Genomic DNA, 15,771 nt, shown 5'->3' on the forward strand with positions numbered 1-15,771 from the left:
ACGCCGATCTACTTAGTTGTTTAGATTCTGCTTCTTTAGCAGCTTTTGCCTCTTGTTCTCTTCGCTGGGCAAGTTTTCGTTGTGTAGTTTCTCTTTTACGAGCTGCTTCTGCTTCCTGTTGACGTTTTTGTGCTTCTTCCGTCTTGTCTATAGCAATTTGCTTCTGTCTTTCTGCTTCCTGTTTCTGTGCTTCTACTTCTTCTAATCGCTGTTTAGCTATTCCGGTTTGTTCCACAGCATATAACGCCAAACCAGTCATAATAGCAGCAATCACCGACAATCCGACCACATAAGGCAGTGCCGGTTTAAGCTGCTCCCATCTATCCCTTAAACTAAAAGGTAAATTTTCATTGATCCACTTGCGGTCAAATACCTGCCCATAAATCTGATTCCGCAGCCGTAAAACATTATCCTCACGGCGCACCACCCCCGACAACTTTAGGTGTGACTTAATAATTGACTGTTCCTCGTCAACAACAGAACCCCTACCCAAACGAATTTCTCGATAAACACTCAACACCTGGTCTTGATTTGGGGCGCGTTTGGTGAGCATATCCCGCACAAATTGCAAGTTATTATCTTGTTGGCTCATCACCCCAAAAAACGTACTGCTGACCACTTGCTTGACTGCTGCTGCTGACCAACTTTCTTGATTCTCCTGGCTAATAACACTACACAGGCGTTGAGTTAAATATGGATGCCCACCACTCCATTCCAGCACCCACCTCAATAATTGTTGTGCTGGTTCCTTTGTCAATCCAAACCCTTCTGCTAGGGGCATTGCTTCATCAAAGGTAAAATCTGTTAAATCTAACCTTTGCCCAATATTGAAAGGTGTTCTCCTGGGGTCACGAATCAAATCCCCTGGTGTTGCAACTCCAATCAACACAAAGGAAAGCCGCTCAAATTTATCATCTTGGGCACGAGCCACATACAGGTAGCGAATTGCGGCAAAAAAATCATCCGTAAAATCCAAACTGAGGGTGGTATCAATTTCATCCACAAAAATCACTACACCGGATGTAACTTCCTCTAGCAACACATCCTGAAAAAAATTGCTTAATCGCTGGGTAACACCAACGTGATCATTTGCTTCCCACCATTCTTCAACATCAGTATCCAACATCAATTGTTCTTCAATTTCCAGCAGCAAACCCAGATACCACTGTTCCACACTCACCTGGGTGCCAATTTTCGTCAGGTCAATAATTACTGACTTCACACCTGTTTTTTTCAACTCAGATGCAGTACTAATCATCAAACTGGACTTACCCATTTGCCGGGAAGTGAGAATGTAGATAAATTCTCCCTGCTGGCATAACTGCAAAAGCTTTTGATCCGCTTGCCTACTCAGGTAAATTCCTTTACTTGCTTGGACTGTACCACCTACAGAGAAAATGTTTGCTTGAGCCATAGCCAGTGGAGTTGGGAAGATTGCAAAATTAGGTCGGCGTAAAGGGGGCAGGGAGCAGGGAGCAGGGGGCAGGGAGCAGGGGGCAGGGGGAAAAAGGGTTTTAGCCTTATTTTACTAACAAATAACAACTGATAACTGATAACTGTTAGCCTAGATGCTCCCGGAAGTAATCGGCATAAAGCTGACAACGGGGTATGATTGTGTGCCCATGAGAGCGTACCAAACCTGCACCTCGCAACTGCCAAAATAATAGCGGATCTGAGCAGGTAAGTAAGTCGGCACAATAAAACCAAACTATGTGAAGAAAAGTAAATAAGCCTAAAACCTTTGTTCCCCCCGCTCCCTGCTCCCTGCCCCCTGCCTTATCCAAACGATCATTTTTTACACCTACCTACTTATTATTACCAATTACTTGGAGTAAAGCTTGTTGTAATTCCTGCCTATCATGCAATAGTGATAACAAGCGACGCAAATGGTCACCAAATGCTCCCCTAGTGCTAGTGGCATTGTTAAAAAACTCCGTAACCGTAATTTGTCCACTGGCAACCAAATACAGTGCTTTTCTTGTTAGGTAAGGATGTCCATTTAATAGTGCCATCAATTTCATCTCAGCACTGCTGTCAAAAGGAGAACTATGACGCTGGTTAAGGTCACTTACTTGTTCTAAAGTAAAATCCTCTAATTCAATTACCTGCCCCACATTAAAAGGAGATTGATTCAGGTCATCAATTAACTGATAGGGTTCCGTAGAAGTAACTAAGACCAAATCCAGATTGTTCCAAATATCACTCATGGCACGACTATTATGCCAGTTACGCAACATACCAAAAAAGTCATTGCGAAAGGGCGTGTCAAATACCTTGTCCACCTCATCCATTGCCAAAACCAATGGACTATCCAATTCCTTTAAAATGTAACGACTCATGTAGCGGGTACAACGCTGGATATGGCTAATGTTTTTCTGCCAATATTTATCTACTTGGTCTTCCAGTTCTAAGTCTTCACTCACCCAAGAACAAAACCGACGTAAAAAAATCTCATCACTACTGAGGTCAGCTTTTCCTAAAAGTTGAAAATCCAAAAATAGTACATGTTTACCTCCTTCTCTAGCGGCTTTTATGATCCGATTTAATAGGGAACTTTTACCAACTTGCCTTGGACCCTTGATAGGAATTGTCACCCCTTCTTGGACAATGGTATTCAAAGCAACTTTGTCAGCCTGCCGTTCCACGTAAAAGGCAGATTTGAGTTTCATTGTTCCTTCGGGAATTTCCAAGGCTCCTGGCTGTGCTGAAGGGGAGGGACGTGGAAAATCAGATAGTTCTTTTAGTGGCAATAAATCAATTTTTGCTTGCGTATTAATACTGAAATTGTCACTAGCAATAGCTTGCTTTAACTCTTCGATTAACTGGGGTGTATCCTGTTCATTACTCCAATATGCCCAATTAATATGATTCAAATAAGCACTTAAAGGATACTGAAACGGCTGACGGTATGCTAAACGCACGGGGAGAATAGCGGGGTGTCCTGACTGTATTTGAGCAAAGTTGTGTGCCATGCGGATTTCTGCTTCTACCATCTCACTGTGGGCTGAATGTTCACTCAGCAAGACAATCAAAAAATCAGCTTGGGAAATTTCCGCTTCAATTTGTTTAGCCCAGGCTGTACCTATAAGGATTTTCTGGTCAATGAAAACTTGGTATTGTGGTGACAGTGATTGTAATATTTCTAACGCAATTTGTTCGTCTGGCTGTACATCCCGTTTGTAGCTAATGAAAATCCGTTTACCTGTTTCATTAGCCCCAGAAATAGCAGTCTCTTTGACAGCATCTGGAGCAACAACAGTCCCTTGGCTAAGGTTTCTGGTTTTCAATACGGGAGTAGCAGATTCGGGAATACTTTCCAAATCAATAGATGCACAACCAAACTCAAACCCATCTGTAATAGTTCTCCCCGCTCCCAACGCATCATAAAAACCCACTGCAAACTTGATAGCAGCTTTATCCCCAATGACTTTATTCATGCCAATCACATAATCAATATGTTGGTGAATTGCTTCCGCTTGCGCCTGGGAATAACAAGCATTTAAGACTACACACTCAACCTGGGGAAACAACTTAAATAGTCTTGCTAGGGCTGATGCACTTACCAATTGCATTTTTCCAGAGTCATCCTCTAATGCCAAACCCTGGCTACCCGCACCATGTCCCGAAAAATGGACAATGTCTGGCTCATAATCCAGCAAAGCACGGCGCAAATCATCAACCCGCACCGCCAATTTGGAGATAATTTCAAATTCCTCTCGACGTTTGGCACGTTCTAAACCCGCCTGAATTTCCCGTACCTCCTCATCCAAGCGCAGCTTAGATGTGTTTGTGGGGTTGGCTGACAAAAGCAGGATTTTTTTTACCATGCCGTCATTTCAGTTATCAGTTATCAGTTATCAGTTATCAGTTATCAGTTGTCAAATTATGAAATAAGAAAAGGTGGACTATATTATTTAATTATTTCAGTATTCTAAGTGATTTTTCTTAAAGTATCATCAAACTGATAACTTGCACCATCTTCAATAACCGCCTGGGATTTAAATCCCAGTCTCATAGCAGAAGTCGTCTTTAGACGACTAGACAAGCATTCAAGTTTACTTAAGTAGACTTGATTTTTAAGAGAAGGGAATTCATTCCTAGGTGAGTCTGACCGATTCACGATTCCCGACTCCCCATTTTCTAGCTAGTCCCTCATGAACCTTGGTACATAACCAAGCATGAAAATAATTCCTTCACTCTTTCACTCCTTCACTCCTCATTTTCCAGCTAGCTACGGTAAATGACATACATAGCACCAATATATAAAACAATCAAAGTAATGCCATCCCATGTGATGTAAAAGCTGGTGCGACGGGCAGAATTATAAATCAGTCCAGTAATCGCCACAGAAGTCATCACCATTCCTAAAACGGCGGTAAAGATGTGAATTTGATTAACCTTGGTTAATAAATTGCCTGGGAGATAAAATAAATCATAAGTGCCTAAAATTGCCAAGTTAAATAGATTAGAGCCAAATACATTAGAAACTGCCAAATCTACCGCATCAAGTTTAATTGCAGCCAAGGAAGATACCACCTCCGGTAAGGAAGTCGCCGCAGCCAAGAGTAGGGCACCCACAAAACTTTCTCCGATTCTCGTTTGCACGGCAATCTCTTCCCCCAAAAATGCCAACCAGACACCAATTACAACAATAGCGATCGCTAAAAAAGTAAATTTGATATAAGTTGTTTTGGGGCTAATATGTTCGTATTGAAATGCCTCTGCTTCTTCTTCCAATACCTCAGCCCGCCTTCTCATTTCAAACTGGGCAATCATAAAGGCACTGATAGCGTATAAAAAAATTAATAGGATACTGGGAAGCCCTACCCATCCGATGGAAACATTAAAATTATTATTTGTCCCACCTAGTAGCATACCTACAGAAGCAATACCTAGCATTACACAACCCAAACTTGCTGCCAATCCATGACTAACTTGGGCTCGTTTGAGTAATGGTTCTCTACCACTGAAAATATCTAGTAGTCCTAGAATCAGCAAATTGAACAAACAGCTACCAAATATACCTCCTAATGCCAAGTCAGGAGCATTAATTACAGTCACAGCACTAATCCCAGTGGCAAACTCTGGTAAAGAGGTTGCACCAGCGAGTAAAGTTGCACCCACCCAAGTACGTCCTAGCCCTGTCTTCTCGGCTAATATATCCGCATTTTGGGAAAGTTGTGAACCGACAGCAATTACTAACCCCAAACAAATAATGACTTTAATAAAAAGGAGCATTTTAACTTGATAGCTTTAGATACTGATGTTGATTCTAGATTGACATCCTCCCACCGGCAAGCTCCTGGGTTTCTGTTTCCTTCCCTAATACCCGGAGTGTACCTTAATACCATTTTGGATTTTGGATTTTGGATTTTGGATTGTTGAAAGAGTTATAGCATTTCCTGATAAAAATGTACCAAATTCAGCCCATCCAGGTGGGCTTTGTTTGGGGTGAACGAAATTTTGGGTGGGATTTCTAGCTCAGTATCCAAAAAATCACTTCCCACACTCCCCACACTTTTTTCGCAAAAGAGAAGCAAATGATCAAAAAAAGCGACCCTGAGACTCAGGATCGCCATCAAAATTGATCAGTGTCAAACTGTTGACAAGTTCATACCCAGAAAACTGACTATTTAGATTCCTCAACAGGAACCCATTCAGTGTGGAATGTACCTTCCTTATCGATGCGCTTGTAAGTGTGGGCACCAAAGTAATCCCGTTGCGCTTGGGTCAGGTTTTGGGGTAAGCGTTCTCTACGATAGCTATCGAAGTAATCCAAAGAAGCACTAAATGCAGGTACAGGAATACCTAATTTAGCCGCAGTCATAATTACTGAACGCCAAGCATTTTGTCTATCAAGAATTGTCTGCTTAAACTCAGGAGCTAATAACAGGTTAGCCAAGGAAGCATTTTCGGCATAAGCATTCTTAATTTTATTTAAGAAGCCAGCACGAATAATACAGCCGCCTTTCCAAATCCGTGCCATTTCACCCAACTGCAAGTTCCAGTTATAGGTATTAGAAGCTTTGTATAGCAGCGCCATACCCTGGGCATAAGAACAGATTTTGGAACAATAAAGGGCATCACGCACCATATTAATAAATTCTTTAGTCTGCCCATCATACTTGCCACTAGGACCAGTAAGTTGCTTAGAAGCAGCGATCCGTTCTTCTTTGTAGGAAGAAATAATCCGAGAATTAACCGCCGCCACAATGGTAGGTACAGGTACACCCAAATCCAAAGCGGTTTGTACTGTCCAGCGTCCGGTTCCTTTTTGCCCTGCTGCATCCATAACCAACTCAACCAAGGGCTTTTTGGTATCTGGATCGATGTAGGGGAAAATATTGGCGGTAATTTCAATTAAGAAAGAGTTGAGCTCGTCGGTGGTATTCCATTCAGCAAATACTTCATGTAGCTGCTTACTATCCAATCCAGCGACATTTTTCAGCAAGTCATATGCTTCGGCAATCAACTGCATATCGCCATACTCAATGCCGTTGTGTACCATTTTCACATAGTGACCGGAACCACCTGGTCCAATATAGGTAACACAAGCTCCATCATCAACTTGAGCCGCAATTTTGTTGAAAATAGGTGAAAGGTACTGGTAGGAACTTTCTGTACCTCCTGGCATCAAAGAGGGGCCATTCAGGGCACCTTCTTCACCACCACTAACACCCATACCAAGGTAACGTAGTCCGGTGGGTTCTAAATCCTGGGTACGGCGTTCGGTATCTTCATACCAAGAGTTACCACCGTCAATAATAATATCGCCTTCATTCAATAAGGGCTTCAGCTGTCCAATCACGGCATCCACTGGCTTACCAGCTTGTACCATGACCAGAATTTTCCGGGGGCGTTCTAGGGAAGCAACGAAATCCTCCAGGGTAAATGAGGCTTTTGCATTTCTCCCCTGGGCGCGCTCCGCCATAAATCTGTCTGTTTTGTCGCGGGAACGATTATAAACCGCAATTGGGAAGCCATTGCGCTCCACGTTGAGAGCGATATTCTCGCCCATTACGGCTAAACCAATCACACCAAAGCTTTGTAGTGTCATAACATTTGTGTTGTTTGTTGGCTAACTCTTGCGGTTACTTTTATTTTTAGGTTAGTCCGAGAATTTCTTTTCTCTCCTAAAGAAGACATTAAGAGTTCACGTACATTACAAAAAAGACCCAATTTATACAGATAATTAATTGTAATTTGTATCAAAATTCACAATTTACTTGCAAAATTCGCCAAATTACAATATCTGTTCAATTGACACAGTAAGGAGTAACTACAATATGCTGGCACACATCCTGGCATTAGCAGTTGCCATTGGTAGTATAGCAATATACTTAGCTGCTTTCTTTTTCCCAGAAGTTCACCGCAAGAATGATTTTATCTGGAGTGGTGTGGGACTTTTCTATGGATTAGTTTTATGGGTATTTGCACGACGCATTACTGGCGGGCTATTGCTGGGTCATGTAGCTAGTGTAGCCCTCTTAGGATGGTTTGGCTGGCAAACTATTTCATTACGTCGTCAAATTGTACCACAGGCCCAAAAAACTCCTATCCCGACATCCGCAGAAATACAGTCTAATGTTGAGGAACAAGTAACAAAAAGTTCCATTGGTGAACGAGTCGCAGGGTTAACAAGTAGACTGGGTGGAATTTTTGCAGGGGTGAAGAAAAAACCTGCAACTACTCCAACTAAGGCAACTGATTCTACCATTTTAGATAAGTCCGCAATTGATGCGATCGCTACTGCTGATGAATCTGTTTCAACTGAGGAGGTTCCAGCTACAGAAACTGGGGAGCAGCCTACAGATGTAGCTGGGACTATTTCAACTGAGGAGGTTATAGCTACAGAAACTGGAGAGCAGCCTACAGATGTAGCTGGGACTATAGAAGCAACAACAACTGAAGCAACACCTGAGAATAGGTCAGAATTAACTCCACCACCACCTCCGCCTTCTGAGTTGGAACAAGCCGCAGAATCACAAACTGAGGAACAAACCCCACCAGCAACGGCAGAAGTTGTTCCAGATGGGGAATTGTCTCCCCCCGCAGAGCCTACAGCAGAAGAAAAGCCACCGGGAATCTAAGCAGGGGGCAGTAAGCAAGGAGCAGGGAGCAGGGGGAAAGAAAATTCTACTTAGGTAATTGGCGGTGAAAATTATTTTTCATTTGGACTGCCTTCTGCCCCCTGCCTTTTTTTGGTTAATGCCAGGTTTTTAAACCTCAAACCCCTATTCCCTTGGAATTTTTCCAGAAAAAACAGCCTCAAAAGATTGATTTATCAATTTTTTATATTTTTCTCCCAACCCTAAATAAAAAATCAAACTGCAAAATTATCCACGATGATCACAACTAATGCTAAAGTGTCAAGAAATTAATGTGAAGTTTTCAGCGGGAATCAATGCTGAAGAAGCTACAGACTAAGCATATTTCTTTAATGGTTGGTGCAGGACTGTCTGCCTTTTTGGCAGGAGCTATGTTTTCAGCGCCAGAAATTGGTAAATCAGTTGGGCAATGGCTTCAACAGCTGACAAACAGTCAGGCAGGACGACTGTCTGATGCAGAGAAAATCTCATCTGCGGTGCTACCACTGGTTTTGCAGTCCCCACAAGAACGGGCAACTAAACTAGAGTCTTTAACTAAAAGCTCTTCCTCCTTAGATCGGAACCGTGCCCGTTATTTGCTTGCAAGTGACTTGATTAAAGGCAAACAAGCTCAGGAAGCTTTACAGCTATTGCGAGGGCTAGAGAATGATTATCGAGCGCTTGCTCCTTATATTTTGCTGAAACAGGCACAAGCACAACAAATGTTAGGAGAAGAAGCGAAAGCTTCTGATTTGAGACAAGCTGTACTGAAAAAATATCCCCAGGAGGCAGCAACCGGGAAAGCCCTATATTTAATTGGAGCAAAACAATATCAAGATAGAGCAATTGCAGAATTTCCTTCCCATCCACTCACCTGGGAAATTATTCGTCAACGCCTACAAAATAATCCCAATCAGCCAGAATTACTGTTGATTTTGGCAAAACACGCTTACGATCAACCAGGAATAGTCGGTTTTTTGAATCGGTTAATCCAGGAGCCTACCTTAAAGCCAGAGGATTGGAAAATTATTGCCAAGGGCTATTGGTTAAATCGTCAATTTGGTAAGGCTTCCACAGCCTACGGTAAAGCTCCTCGGACTGCGAAAAATCTCTATCGCCAAGGACGGGGGTTACAAATTAGTCGAGAAAGGGAAAAAGCGATCGCTGTCTATAATCAATTAGTAGAATCATTCCCTGAAGCTTCCCAAACAGGTAGGGCGCTCCTGAATTTGGCTCAACTCACCAAAACTCGTAAAGAGGCTATACCATATTTAGACCAAGTTATCAGTAAATACCCTGAGCAAGCAGGGAAAGCACTGGTGAAAAAAGCTCAAATTTTCCGAGCTTTAAATAATAAACAAGCAGAGGCTGAGGCACTTCAGTTATTGCTGGATAAACATGGTGGTACCAAAGAAGCGGCAGAGTATCGCTGGAAAACTGCCAAAGCCAAAGCCAAAGCCAAAGATTACAAAGCTGCTTGGAAATGGGCAAAACCAGTTACCACTAACAACCCAAATAGTATTTTGGCTCCCAGAGCTGGCTTTTGGGCTGGCAAATGGGCGACAAAATTGGGTAATCAAGCAGAGGCAAAACAAATATATGAGTATGTAGTTAGCAATTTTCCCCAATCTTATTATGCATGGCGATCAGCAGGTATTTTGGGGTTGAATGTTGGCAACTTTAACAACGTGCGTCAAATGAACCCGGCAATAATAGAGTTGCAGCGTCCATTACCCACTGCTGGTTCTGACACCTTTAAAGAGTTATATTTACTTGGTCAAGACTGGGATGCTTGGTTACAATGGGAAACTGAATTTAGAAATAGTATTGAGCCGACAGTCGCTGAAGAATTTACTGAAGGTTTAGTTAAGTTTGCCAGAGGAAAACATTTAAAAGGTATTAGCACAATTGCGAAATTGGAGGATAGGACAACTCCAGAAGAACAAGCCGAGTATCAAACCTTGAGTAAAAATATTATCTACTGGCAAGCTCGTTATCCCTTCCCCTATTTTGATTTGATTCAATCTTGGTCTGGTAAACGTCAATTAAATCCACTACTAGTTACGGCTTTAATGCGACAGGAATCACGGTTTGAGCCAAAAATCAAATCAACTGCCAAAGCAACTGGTTTAATGCAAGTTCTACCAAGTACAGCTAAATGGATTGCGGAAAAGGAAAAGTTAGATAAAACACCTAATTTGGAAGATCCTGATGGCAATATTCTCTTGGGTACCTGGTATCTCGACCATACTCACAAACAATATGGTGATAATTCTTTGTTAGCGATCGCTAGTTATAATGCTGGGCCTGGTAATGTTGCTAAGTGGTTAAAAACTTTACCTACAAAGGATACTGATGAATTTGTGGAAGCGATTCCCTTTGATGAGACTAAAAATTATGTCCGTCAAGTGTTCGGTAATTACTGGAATTATTTACGACTTTATAATCCAGAAATATCCCAAATAGTGGCACAGTATTCCCAAAAGCAACCACAATTATCATCAAAAATTCCTGAAACCCAAAATCCCAAATCTCCAATCTAAAATCTCAATTTGTTTTGACTAGGTGCATTGTTTTGTATAGCAATGCACCTACTATTTTTTTACATATAGAAGTAGGGCAAACTATTTTTAACAGAGATAGCTTCCCTAGTTTTTACCCTATTCTTAGTGTTTTATTTCTGCTGGGAATGTATAGTACTGCCAAAGCACGTTAGCCTGTTTTCAAAACTTAACCTCCATATTGGTAAAACATAGAGATAATGAAGGCAGCGATGTTATAAAAACATCCTTGTTGGCGTAATGCACAGAAATTCTGCCAACAAGTGCCATGCTTCACTTATTAAGTTCCATATGAGTTTTAGAGTCGGAAGTTTATCTTAATTAAACGTCTGCAGAATGTGCTGCATTATTTAAATTCATCTGCAATTCGATCTTAAGTTTTGACTCAAATGCTTATAGGAACTATTGTTTAATGGCAAAGGATTAGTTATGAAAAGCAGATTAATTATAGCTTTTATTGGTACAATACTGGCTTTCACGAGTAGCGCACCCACATTAGCTTTGAAGTCTTCGTCTCAGTCTGAATACAAAACTGGGGTACAGGATACTGAGATTATTGACAGCCTGAATACAAAAGGAAATTTAATTGCTCAACGAAGAGGACGAGTATTTTACAGGATAAGGTGTGGCAGATGGTACAGACGTGGAAGGTACTGGATTCGGCGATGTAGACGATATCGGTGTATACGTCGGAGAAGATGCGTGGTTATCCGTAGGTTTACTCAAAGGAGGAGGTGGAGTAGACTGCGTAGATAATGTGACCCCTCTTGAATTTTATTAGCCAATTCACTGGGTACTATGCGGGGCATTGTCTTAGGTACTTTGCCCTTTTTTTTGCTGACAGCATTGATGCTTTATGACAATATGTGGACAGCGATAGTGAAAAAAAAGCCATCCAAAGCGTCACATCTATACATCGAAACCTCGTTAATTTTTGTGTTAATGTTCTGTGTGGATTAATAGCTTATTGCCATCAATTAAAAAAGCCCGGCCTCCACATGGATTGGATGTTAACCCAATCTGCTTAACCCGAACTCAGTTTATGAGTATTACTAATGGGAAGTTTGAGAATAAGTTCAGTTCCTTTTCCTGGAGTTGATATACACTCTAATTCACCATTATGTTTTTCTACTACAATTTGGTGGCAGATTGATAGTCCCATGCCAATACCTTTACCTACAGGCTTTGTAGTAAAAAATGGATCGAAAATTCGTTTCTTAGTTTTTTCTGGTATTCCAAAACCATTATCAGTGATGCGAATTGTCAAATATTTGCAGTCTGACACCTGAGTTTGGATATGAATTTCCAACTTTGGAAATGTTCCTACTTGTAATTGAGAATGTTGTGCTTTTTGTTTTAAAGCATCGATCGCATTACTTAGGATATGCAAAAAAACCTGGTTTAATTGTCCTGGATAACACTCTACTAAAGGTAAATTACCATATTCTTTCACTACAGTAATGCTGTTTCCTTGATAATATTTTGACTGGAGACGACTTTGTAAAATTAGTAGGGTATTATCAATTCCTTCATGGATATCAACTAATTTTTGTTCGGCTTCATCGAGACGGGAAAAATTGCGTAAAGAGAGGACAATTTTCTGAATTCTTTTTGCTCCCACCCGCATTGATAATAAAATATTAGGTAAATCCGCAGTTAAAAAATCCAAGTCAATTTCTTGAAGTACAGTTTGAATTTCCTCTTCTGGATTGGGGTAATACTGTTGGTAAAGGTTGATAAGGTGCAGTAAATCTTGACTGTATTCCGCAGTATGAACCAAATTACCGGCAATAAAACTTATAGGGTTATTGATTTCATGGGCAACCCCAGCCACAAGTTGTCCGAGGGATGACATCTTATCATTGTGTAGCGAGCGACTATAATTTTCTTCTAAGCTTCGCAGGTTTGTTTTTACTATCTGAGTATTTTCCTCTGCTTGTTGTAATTGAGCTAGGGTTAAGGCATGAATACGAGAATTAGCTAGGACTAAGTGATGAAAATCCAATATCCCATGACTTCCATCTTTAGCAGCAACTACAATTGGTTCGTACACTGATTTTTGTGATCGCTCTAAAGCTTTTTGAGATGCCGTAACAATAGAAACACTAGCTTCAAGTAATAATACTTCTTGTTTAAGCTGATTATATAATAATTCAATTGGTCTTTGGGAGTACAGTCCCAAACTATAGGGGCGACTCATACGGTCAAAAAAATTAGACCGAGAAATCATACCTACATAATTACTCTCTCTGATACAAATCACACCTGGTAATAAAGGATCAGCATCAAAAATATTGATCACATCATTTCCTGAGCAGCTTAAATCAATTTCCACCTGCCAAAGCTTCAATTCTTGCAATGTAGATTCTAATTTCAGAGGAATATCATTATTTTTTTGACAATGATTAATGCTTAGCATCATTATTTTATATATACTATTTGATATTTGAATGCATTCTGAGATTAAAAAGCTTGATTGATAAACCTTATAAATCAAATTGTTTGCAAGAATCAAAGATAATTTCTATATAATTTAATTTCTATATAACCCATTTAATCTCTAATAGAGTAAAAGGGAAAATATACTTTTAGAAGAGACATCATTCTTATACTCCAAAAAAGATTTTAAAGTGAATTTTTTAATATAAAAAAGGTAGTTGCTACTAATTTTAGATTGCTCTATTTATTAAACCCAAAATAGTCTGATTATTAACATCAAAAACTGTTCTTAAATTTTAGTTAACCTTTTCTTAACCTTTTATTAACTAAAACAATGTTTTAAGTGCTGATGGATCTTTATGGCACCTGACTTTTACCGTTAATCCTTTTTTTACTATAGGGAGAGTATAATCAGGAAGGAAACCATCAGAAATATTCATACCATTTCTTTGTGAGGCTGCGCTAAATTTCTGGCTCTCCTGTTTCCTTCTTTCTCCGTGTACTTTGCGTCTTTGTGGTTAATCAATTCTTGAATTTGGCGCATCTTTATACAGAATTGGTATCAGTAACTCTGATGGTTACGAAACCCAGGGAAGCAGTAAATACTGATAAAATTTTTGTATCACTTTATAAATATTCATTGCTTTAAATTTAAGCGATATCCAGGAGGTTATCGTGAGCGAACAATTCTTGTTAAAACAGTTTTCTTACTACAGCCATTCCTCTCAACGATGGGTTAATGATCTGTTAGTTGTAGACGCTAATACCCAGGATATTCGGGGTTTTTTCATACCTCCCCGACCTGGTGAAGTATATGTAAAGGTTTATAAACCGGAAGATATTCTCAATTTGCAAGATTTTCCAGAACATACAAAAATTAAATTCTTTGAAATCTATCCTCTTAATCTCAGTCCAGATTGGCAAGAATTGGGCTTTACTGTAGAGTTAGCTTTGCAATGGAAAGTCACTACCCAGTTGCAAGCAGAACTTGCCTTAGCCTGGAAAAATGCAGGTTTTGCACCGGAAGAAATTAAATCCTGGTACAATTTTGGTGCTAAGGAACCAGTAGTAGCTCGTCGGTTACTTGAGTTAGGACTTCAAGCACAGGATATCAAAGTTTGGGGCATTAAGCCGGCTGAAATTGTCACCTGGGTTGAGCAGGGATTTGATGCTCAAACTGCTAAAAAATGGCACAAGCAGGGAATTAGTCCTGTAGATGCTCGGACATGGCAGAGTGAAAATGTCACACCAGAGGATGTTGTTCTCCGCAATAGCCTGGAGATTAGGGATGAAATAGTACCTCCTAGAGATGTGGCAATATTATTCTGGGGGTTTGATTTCCCAGAAAAACCGGATATACCTCCTGTGCCTTGGGAAATTCTAGGCGACAAAAAAGGTAATTATGGCTGTAAAGTTGATTTCTATGGCAAACCTGCCAATATCAGCTTCTTCTATATTGGGGTGGAAGAGTCAGAATTACGTATTCATTGGAGTAACGAAATATACTATCTATCTCCGCCACAAGTTAAACCAGAATGGGAGGAGTCCCTCCGTTCTTTCTGTCAGGAAATGAATATTAAATGGCAAGAGCCGGGTTGGCATCTTGCTGCTTTATGGGAATCATCATGAAAGGAGGGGAAAATGGGTTTTGATTTTTATGCAAACATATTTTATGGCTTTGTTGTTGAAGGGATTGGTTGCGAAGAAGAACTTTGGAAAGATGGAACAGATGTTGTTCCTGAAGAATGGATGTACCAACGTTTGTCAAGAAGACTGGAAGTTACAGGATATCCTCGCAGTGAAGTCCAAGGGATTGTGACTGGACAACGGGTGGATGAGGGACTTCCTGTTGGTTCAGGATATGTTTGTGTTCGTGACTCTTACAAGATGGCAGAGATGGGTAGATCTTGTAAAGTTGAATTTGATGTCCAGCCTGAATGGAATCATCGGCTAAAACGCTTCTGCGAAGTCATGGAAATTCCCTTTCAGGAACCAGATTGGCACTGGTTTGCCACGGCGGGCTGATTTTATTATAGGGTGAAATAATTCTATCTAATTTGAGTGATCGCATTTTTGAGAGCTTGGTTATAGTCTGCAATCGCTTCTTGCCAATTGTTTAATTTTGACAGATTTACACCAAGTTCGGGAGATTACTTATGATTCGGATCATGGTGCAAACATCTTAAAACTCTTTTTCCCCCTGCACCCTGCTCTCTGCTCCCCTGCCTCTTCGTGATTTGAGTATAGTATAGGCTGAAGGCGTATTTCATCGCAGTAAACCTAGCTTTTTCAGACGAGAACAAATTGCACCTGGTTTTCTCTGAAACTCAGTAGCCAAATGATTGATTGTTACACCTTGTTTGTAGAGTTTTCTTAGCCGCTCGTCTTCATTCCTATTCCAATATTTATAAGCGCGTGAATATGTTTCTCGAATATTTTTAGTACTGTATGTTTTTGTAGAAATATATTGTTGTGAAGATTTATTCTGATTATGTGGATGTTGCTTTTCAGGAGTTTCAGTTTCGGGTCTAACTACTTCAAAGCGTACTCTTCCTGCATCAATTGCTTTACCAATTGCTTGTTGAAATCGAGATAAGGATGCGTTACCTGTTTTGATGTCTATAATTACAACTTCTAAATTATTTTCACTACCACCATTATCTTTAATATTTGTGTAACCATTG

General features: G+C 40.4%; 11 protein-coding genes and 1 pseudogene. 5 read left to right on the forward strand and 7 right to left on the reverse strand.

The annotated features are described in order from the left end of the window. The 5 genes from CALSC_RS00505 to gndA all read right to left on the reverse strand — a co-directional run. Positions 1 to 1,414, reverse strand: a 1,414-nt coding sequence (locus CALSC_RS00505; protein WP_200817518.1) for an AAA-like domain-containing protein, incomplete at its 3' end; no start/stop codon positions are given. A 145-nt stretch (positions 1,415 to 1,559) separates the two neighbouring features. Continuing rightward, a complete protein-coding gene (locus CALSC_RS25690; RefSeq protein ID WP_143288106.1) occupies positions 1,560 to 1,784 on the reverse strand; it encodes a hypothetical protein in 225 nt (74 codons plus the stop codon). Positions 1,785 to 1,805: 21 nt separating this feature from the next. After that, positions 1,806 to 3,827 (reverse strand): AAA-like domain-containing protein, encoded by a 2,022-nt coding sequence (locus CALSC_RS00510; RefSeq protein WP_088239485.1) that lies wholly within the window; start codon positions 3,825 to 3,827, stop codon positions 1,806 to 1,808. A gap of 400 nt (positions 3,828 to 4,227) precedes the next feature. Continuing rightward, the gene (locus tag CALSC_RS00515; protein ID WP_088239486.1) at positions 4,228 to 5,238 is read right to left on the reverse strand and encodes a sodium:calcium antiporter; all 1,011 of its coding nucleotides are present in this window, start codon (positions 5,236 to 5,238) and stop codon (positions 4,228 to 4,230) included. 391 nt (positions 5,239 to 5,629) lie between these two features. Next, positions 5,630 to 7,057, reverse strand: a complete 1,428-nt coding sequence (gene gndA, locus CALSC_RS00520) for an NADP-dependent phosphogluconate dehydrogenase (protein WP_088239487.1) — start codon at positions 7,055 to 7,057, stop codon at positions 5,630 to 5,632. 229 nt (positions 7,058 to 7,286) lie between these two features. Here gndA and CALSC_RS00525 point away from each other — a divergent pair, with 229 nt between their 5' ends. The 3 genes and pseudogenes from CALSC_RS00525 to CALSC_RS28265 all read left to right on the forward strand — a co-directional run. Further along, a complete protein-coding gene (locus tag CALSC_RS00525; protein ID WP_088239488.1) occupies positions 7,287 to 8,090 on the forward strand; it encodes a Ycf66 family protein in 804 nt (267 codons plus the stop codon). 314 nt (positions 8,091 to 8,404) lie between these two features. Beyond that, positions 8,405 to 10,630: a transglycosylase SLT domain-containing protein gene (locus CALSC_RS00530; protein WP_088239489.1), complete on the forward strand. Its 2,226-nt coding sequence runs from the start codon at positions 8,405 to 8,407 to the stop codon at positions 10,628 to 10,630. 923 nt (positions 10,631 to 11,553) lie between these two features. After that, a pseudogene (locus tag CALSC_RS28265) lies at positions 11,554 to 11,676 on the forward strand (IS982 family transposase); the annotation flags it as partial. Here CALSC_RS28265 and CALSC_RS00535 read toward each other — a convergent pair. Further along, positions 11,673 to 13,070, reverse strand: a complete 1,398-nt coding sequence (locus CALSC_RS00535; RefSeq protein ID WP_327330957.1) for an ATP-binding protein — start codon at positions 13,068 to 13,070, stop codon at positions 11,673 to 11,675. The pseudogene CALSC_RS28265 and the gene CALSC_RS00535 overlap by 4 nt on opposite strands. A 692-nt stretch (positions 13,071 to 13,762) precedes the next feature. Here CALSC_RS00535 and CALSC_RS00540 point away from each other — a divergent pair. Next, the gene (locus CALSC_RS00540; RefSeq protein WP_088239490.1) at positions 13,763 to 14,716 is read left to right on the forward strand and encodes a hypothetical protein; all 954 of its coding nucleotides are present in this window, start codon (positions 13,763 to 13,765) and stop codon (positions 14,714 to 14,716) included. Positions 14,717 to 14,728: 12 nt separating this feature from the next. Further along, the gene (locus tag CALSC_RS00545; protein ID WP_088239491.1) at positions 14,729 to 15,112 is read left to right on the forward strand and encodes a hypothetical protein; all 384 of its coding nucleotides are present in this window, start codon (positions 14,729 to 14,731) and stop codon (positions 15,110 to 15,112) included. Between the two features lie 241 nt (positions 15,113 to 15,353). On the opposite strand, the gene CALSC_RS00550 is transcribed toward CALSC_RS00545, so the two are convergent. After that, the coding region (locus CALSC_RS00550) for a Holliday junction resolvase-like protein (protein WP_200817519.1) at positions 15,354 to 15,771 on the reverse strand (418 nt) is incomplete at its 5' end.

The sequence above is a fragment of the Calothrix rhizosoleniae SC01 genome (assembly GCF_900185595.1).
GTDB lineage: Bacteria > Cyanobacteriota > Cyanobacteriia > Cyanobacteriales > Nostocaceae > Calothrix_A > Calothrix_A rhizosoleniae.

Bases quoted from the DNA above. Each gene is read 5' to 3' on its own strand.
- CALSC_RS00525 (WP_088239488.1), top strand. From the start codon at position 7,287: ATGCTGGCACACATCCTGGCATTAGCAGTTGCCATTGGTAGTATAGCA.
- CALSC_RS00535 (WP_327330957.1), bottom strand. From the start codon at position 13,070: ATGATGCTAAGCATTAATCATTGTCAAAAAAATAATGATATTCCTCTG.
- gndA (WP_088239487.1), bottom strand. From the start codon at position 7,057: ATGACACTACAAAGCTTTGGTGTGATTGGTTTAGCCGTAATGGGCGAG.
- CALSC_RS00510 (WP_088239485.1), bottom strand. From the start codon at position 3,827: ATGGTAAAAAAAATCCTGCTTTTGTCAGCCAACCCCACAAACACATCT.
- CALSC_RS00530 (WP_088239489.1), top strand. From the start codon at position 8,405: ATGCTGAAGAAGCTACAGACTAAGCATATTTCTTTAATGGTTGGTGCA.
- CALSC_RS00545 (WP_088239491.1), top strand. From the start codon at position 14,729: ATGGGTTTTGATTTTTATGCAAACATATTTTATGGCTTTGTTGTTGAA.
- CALSC_RS00515 (WP_088239486.1), bottom strand. From the start codon at position 5,238: ATGCTCCTTTTTATTAAAGTCATTATTTGTTTGGGGTTAGTAATTGCT.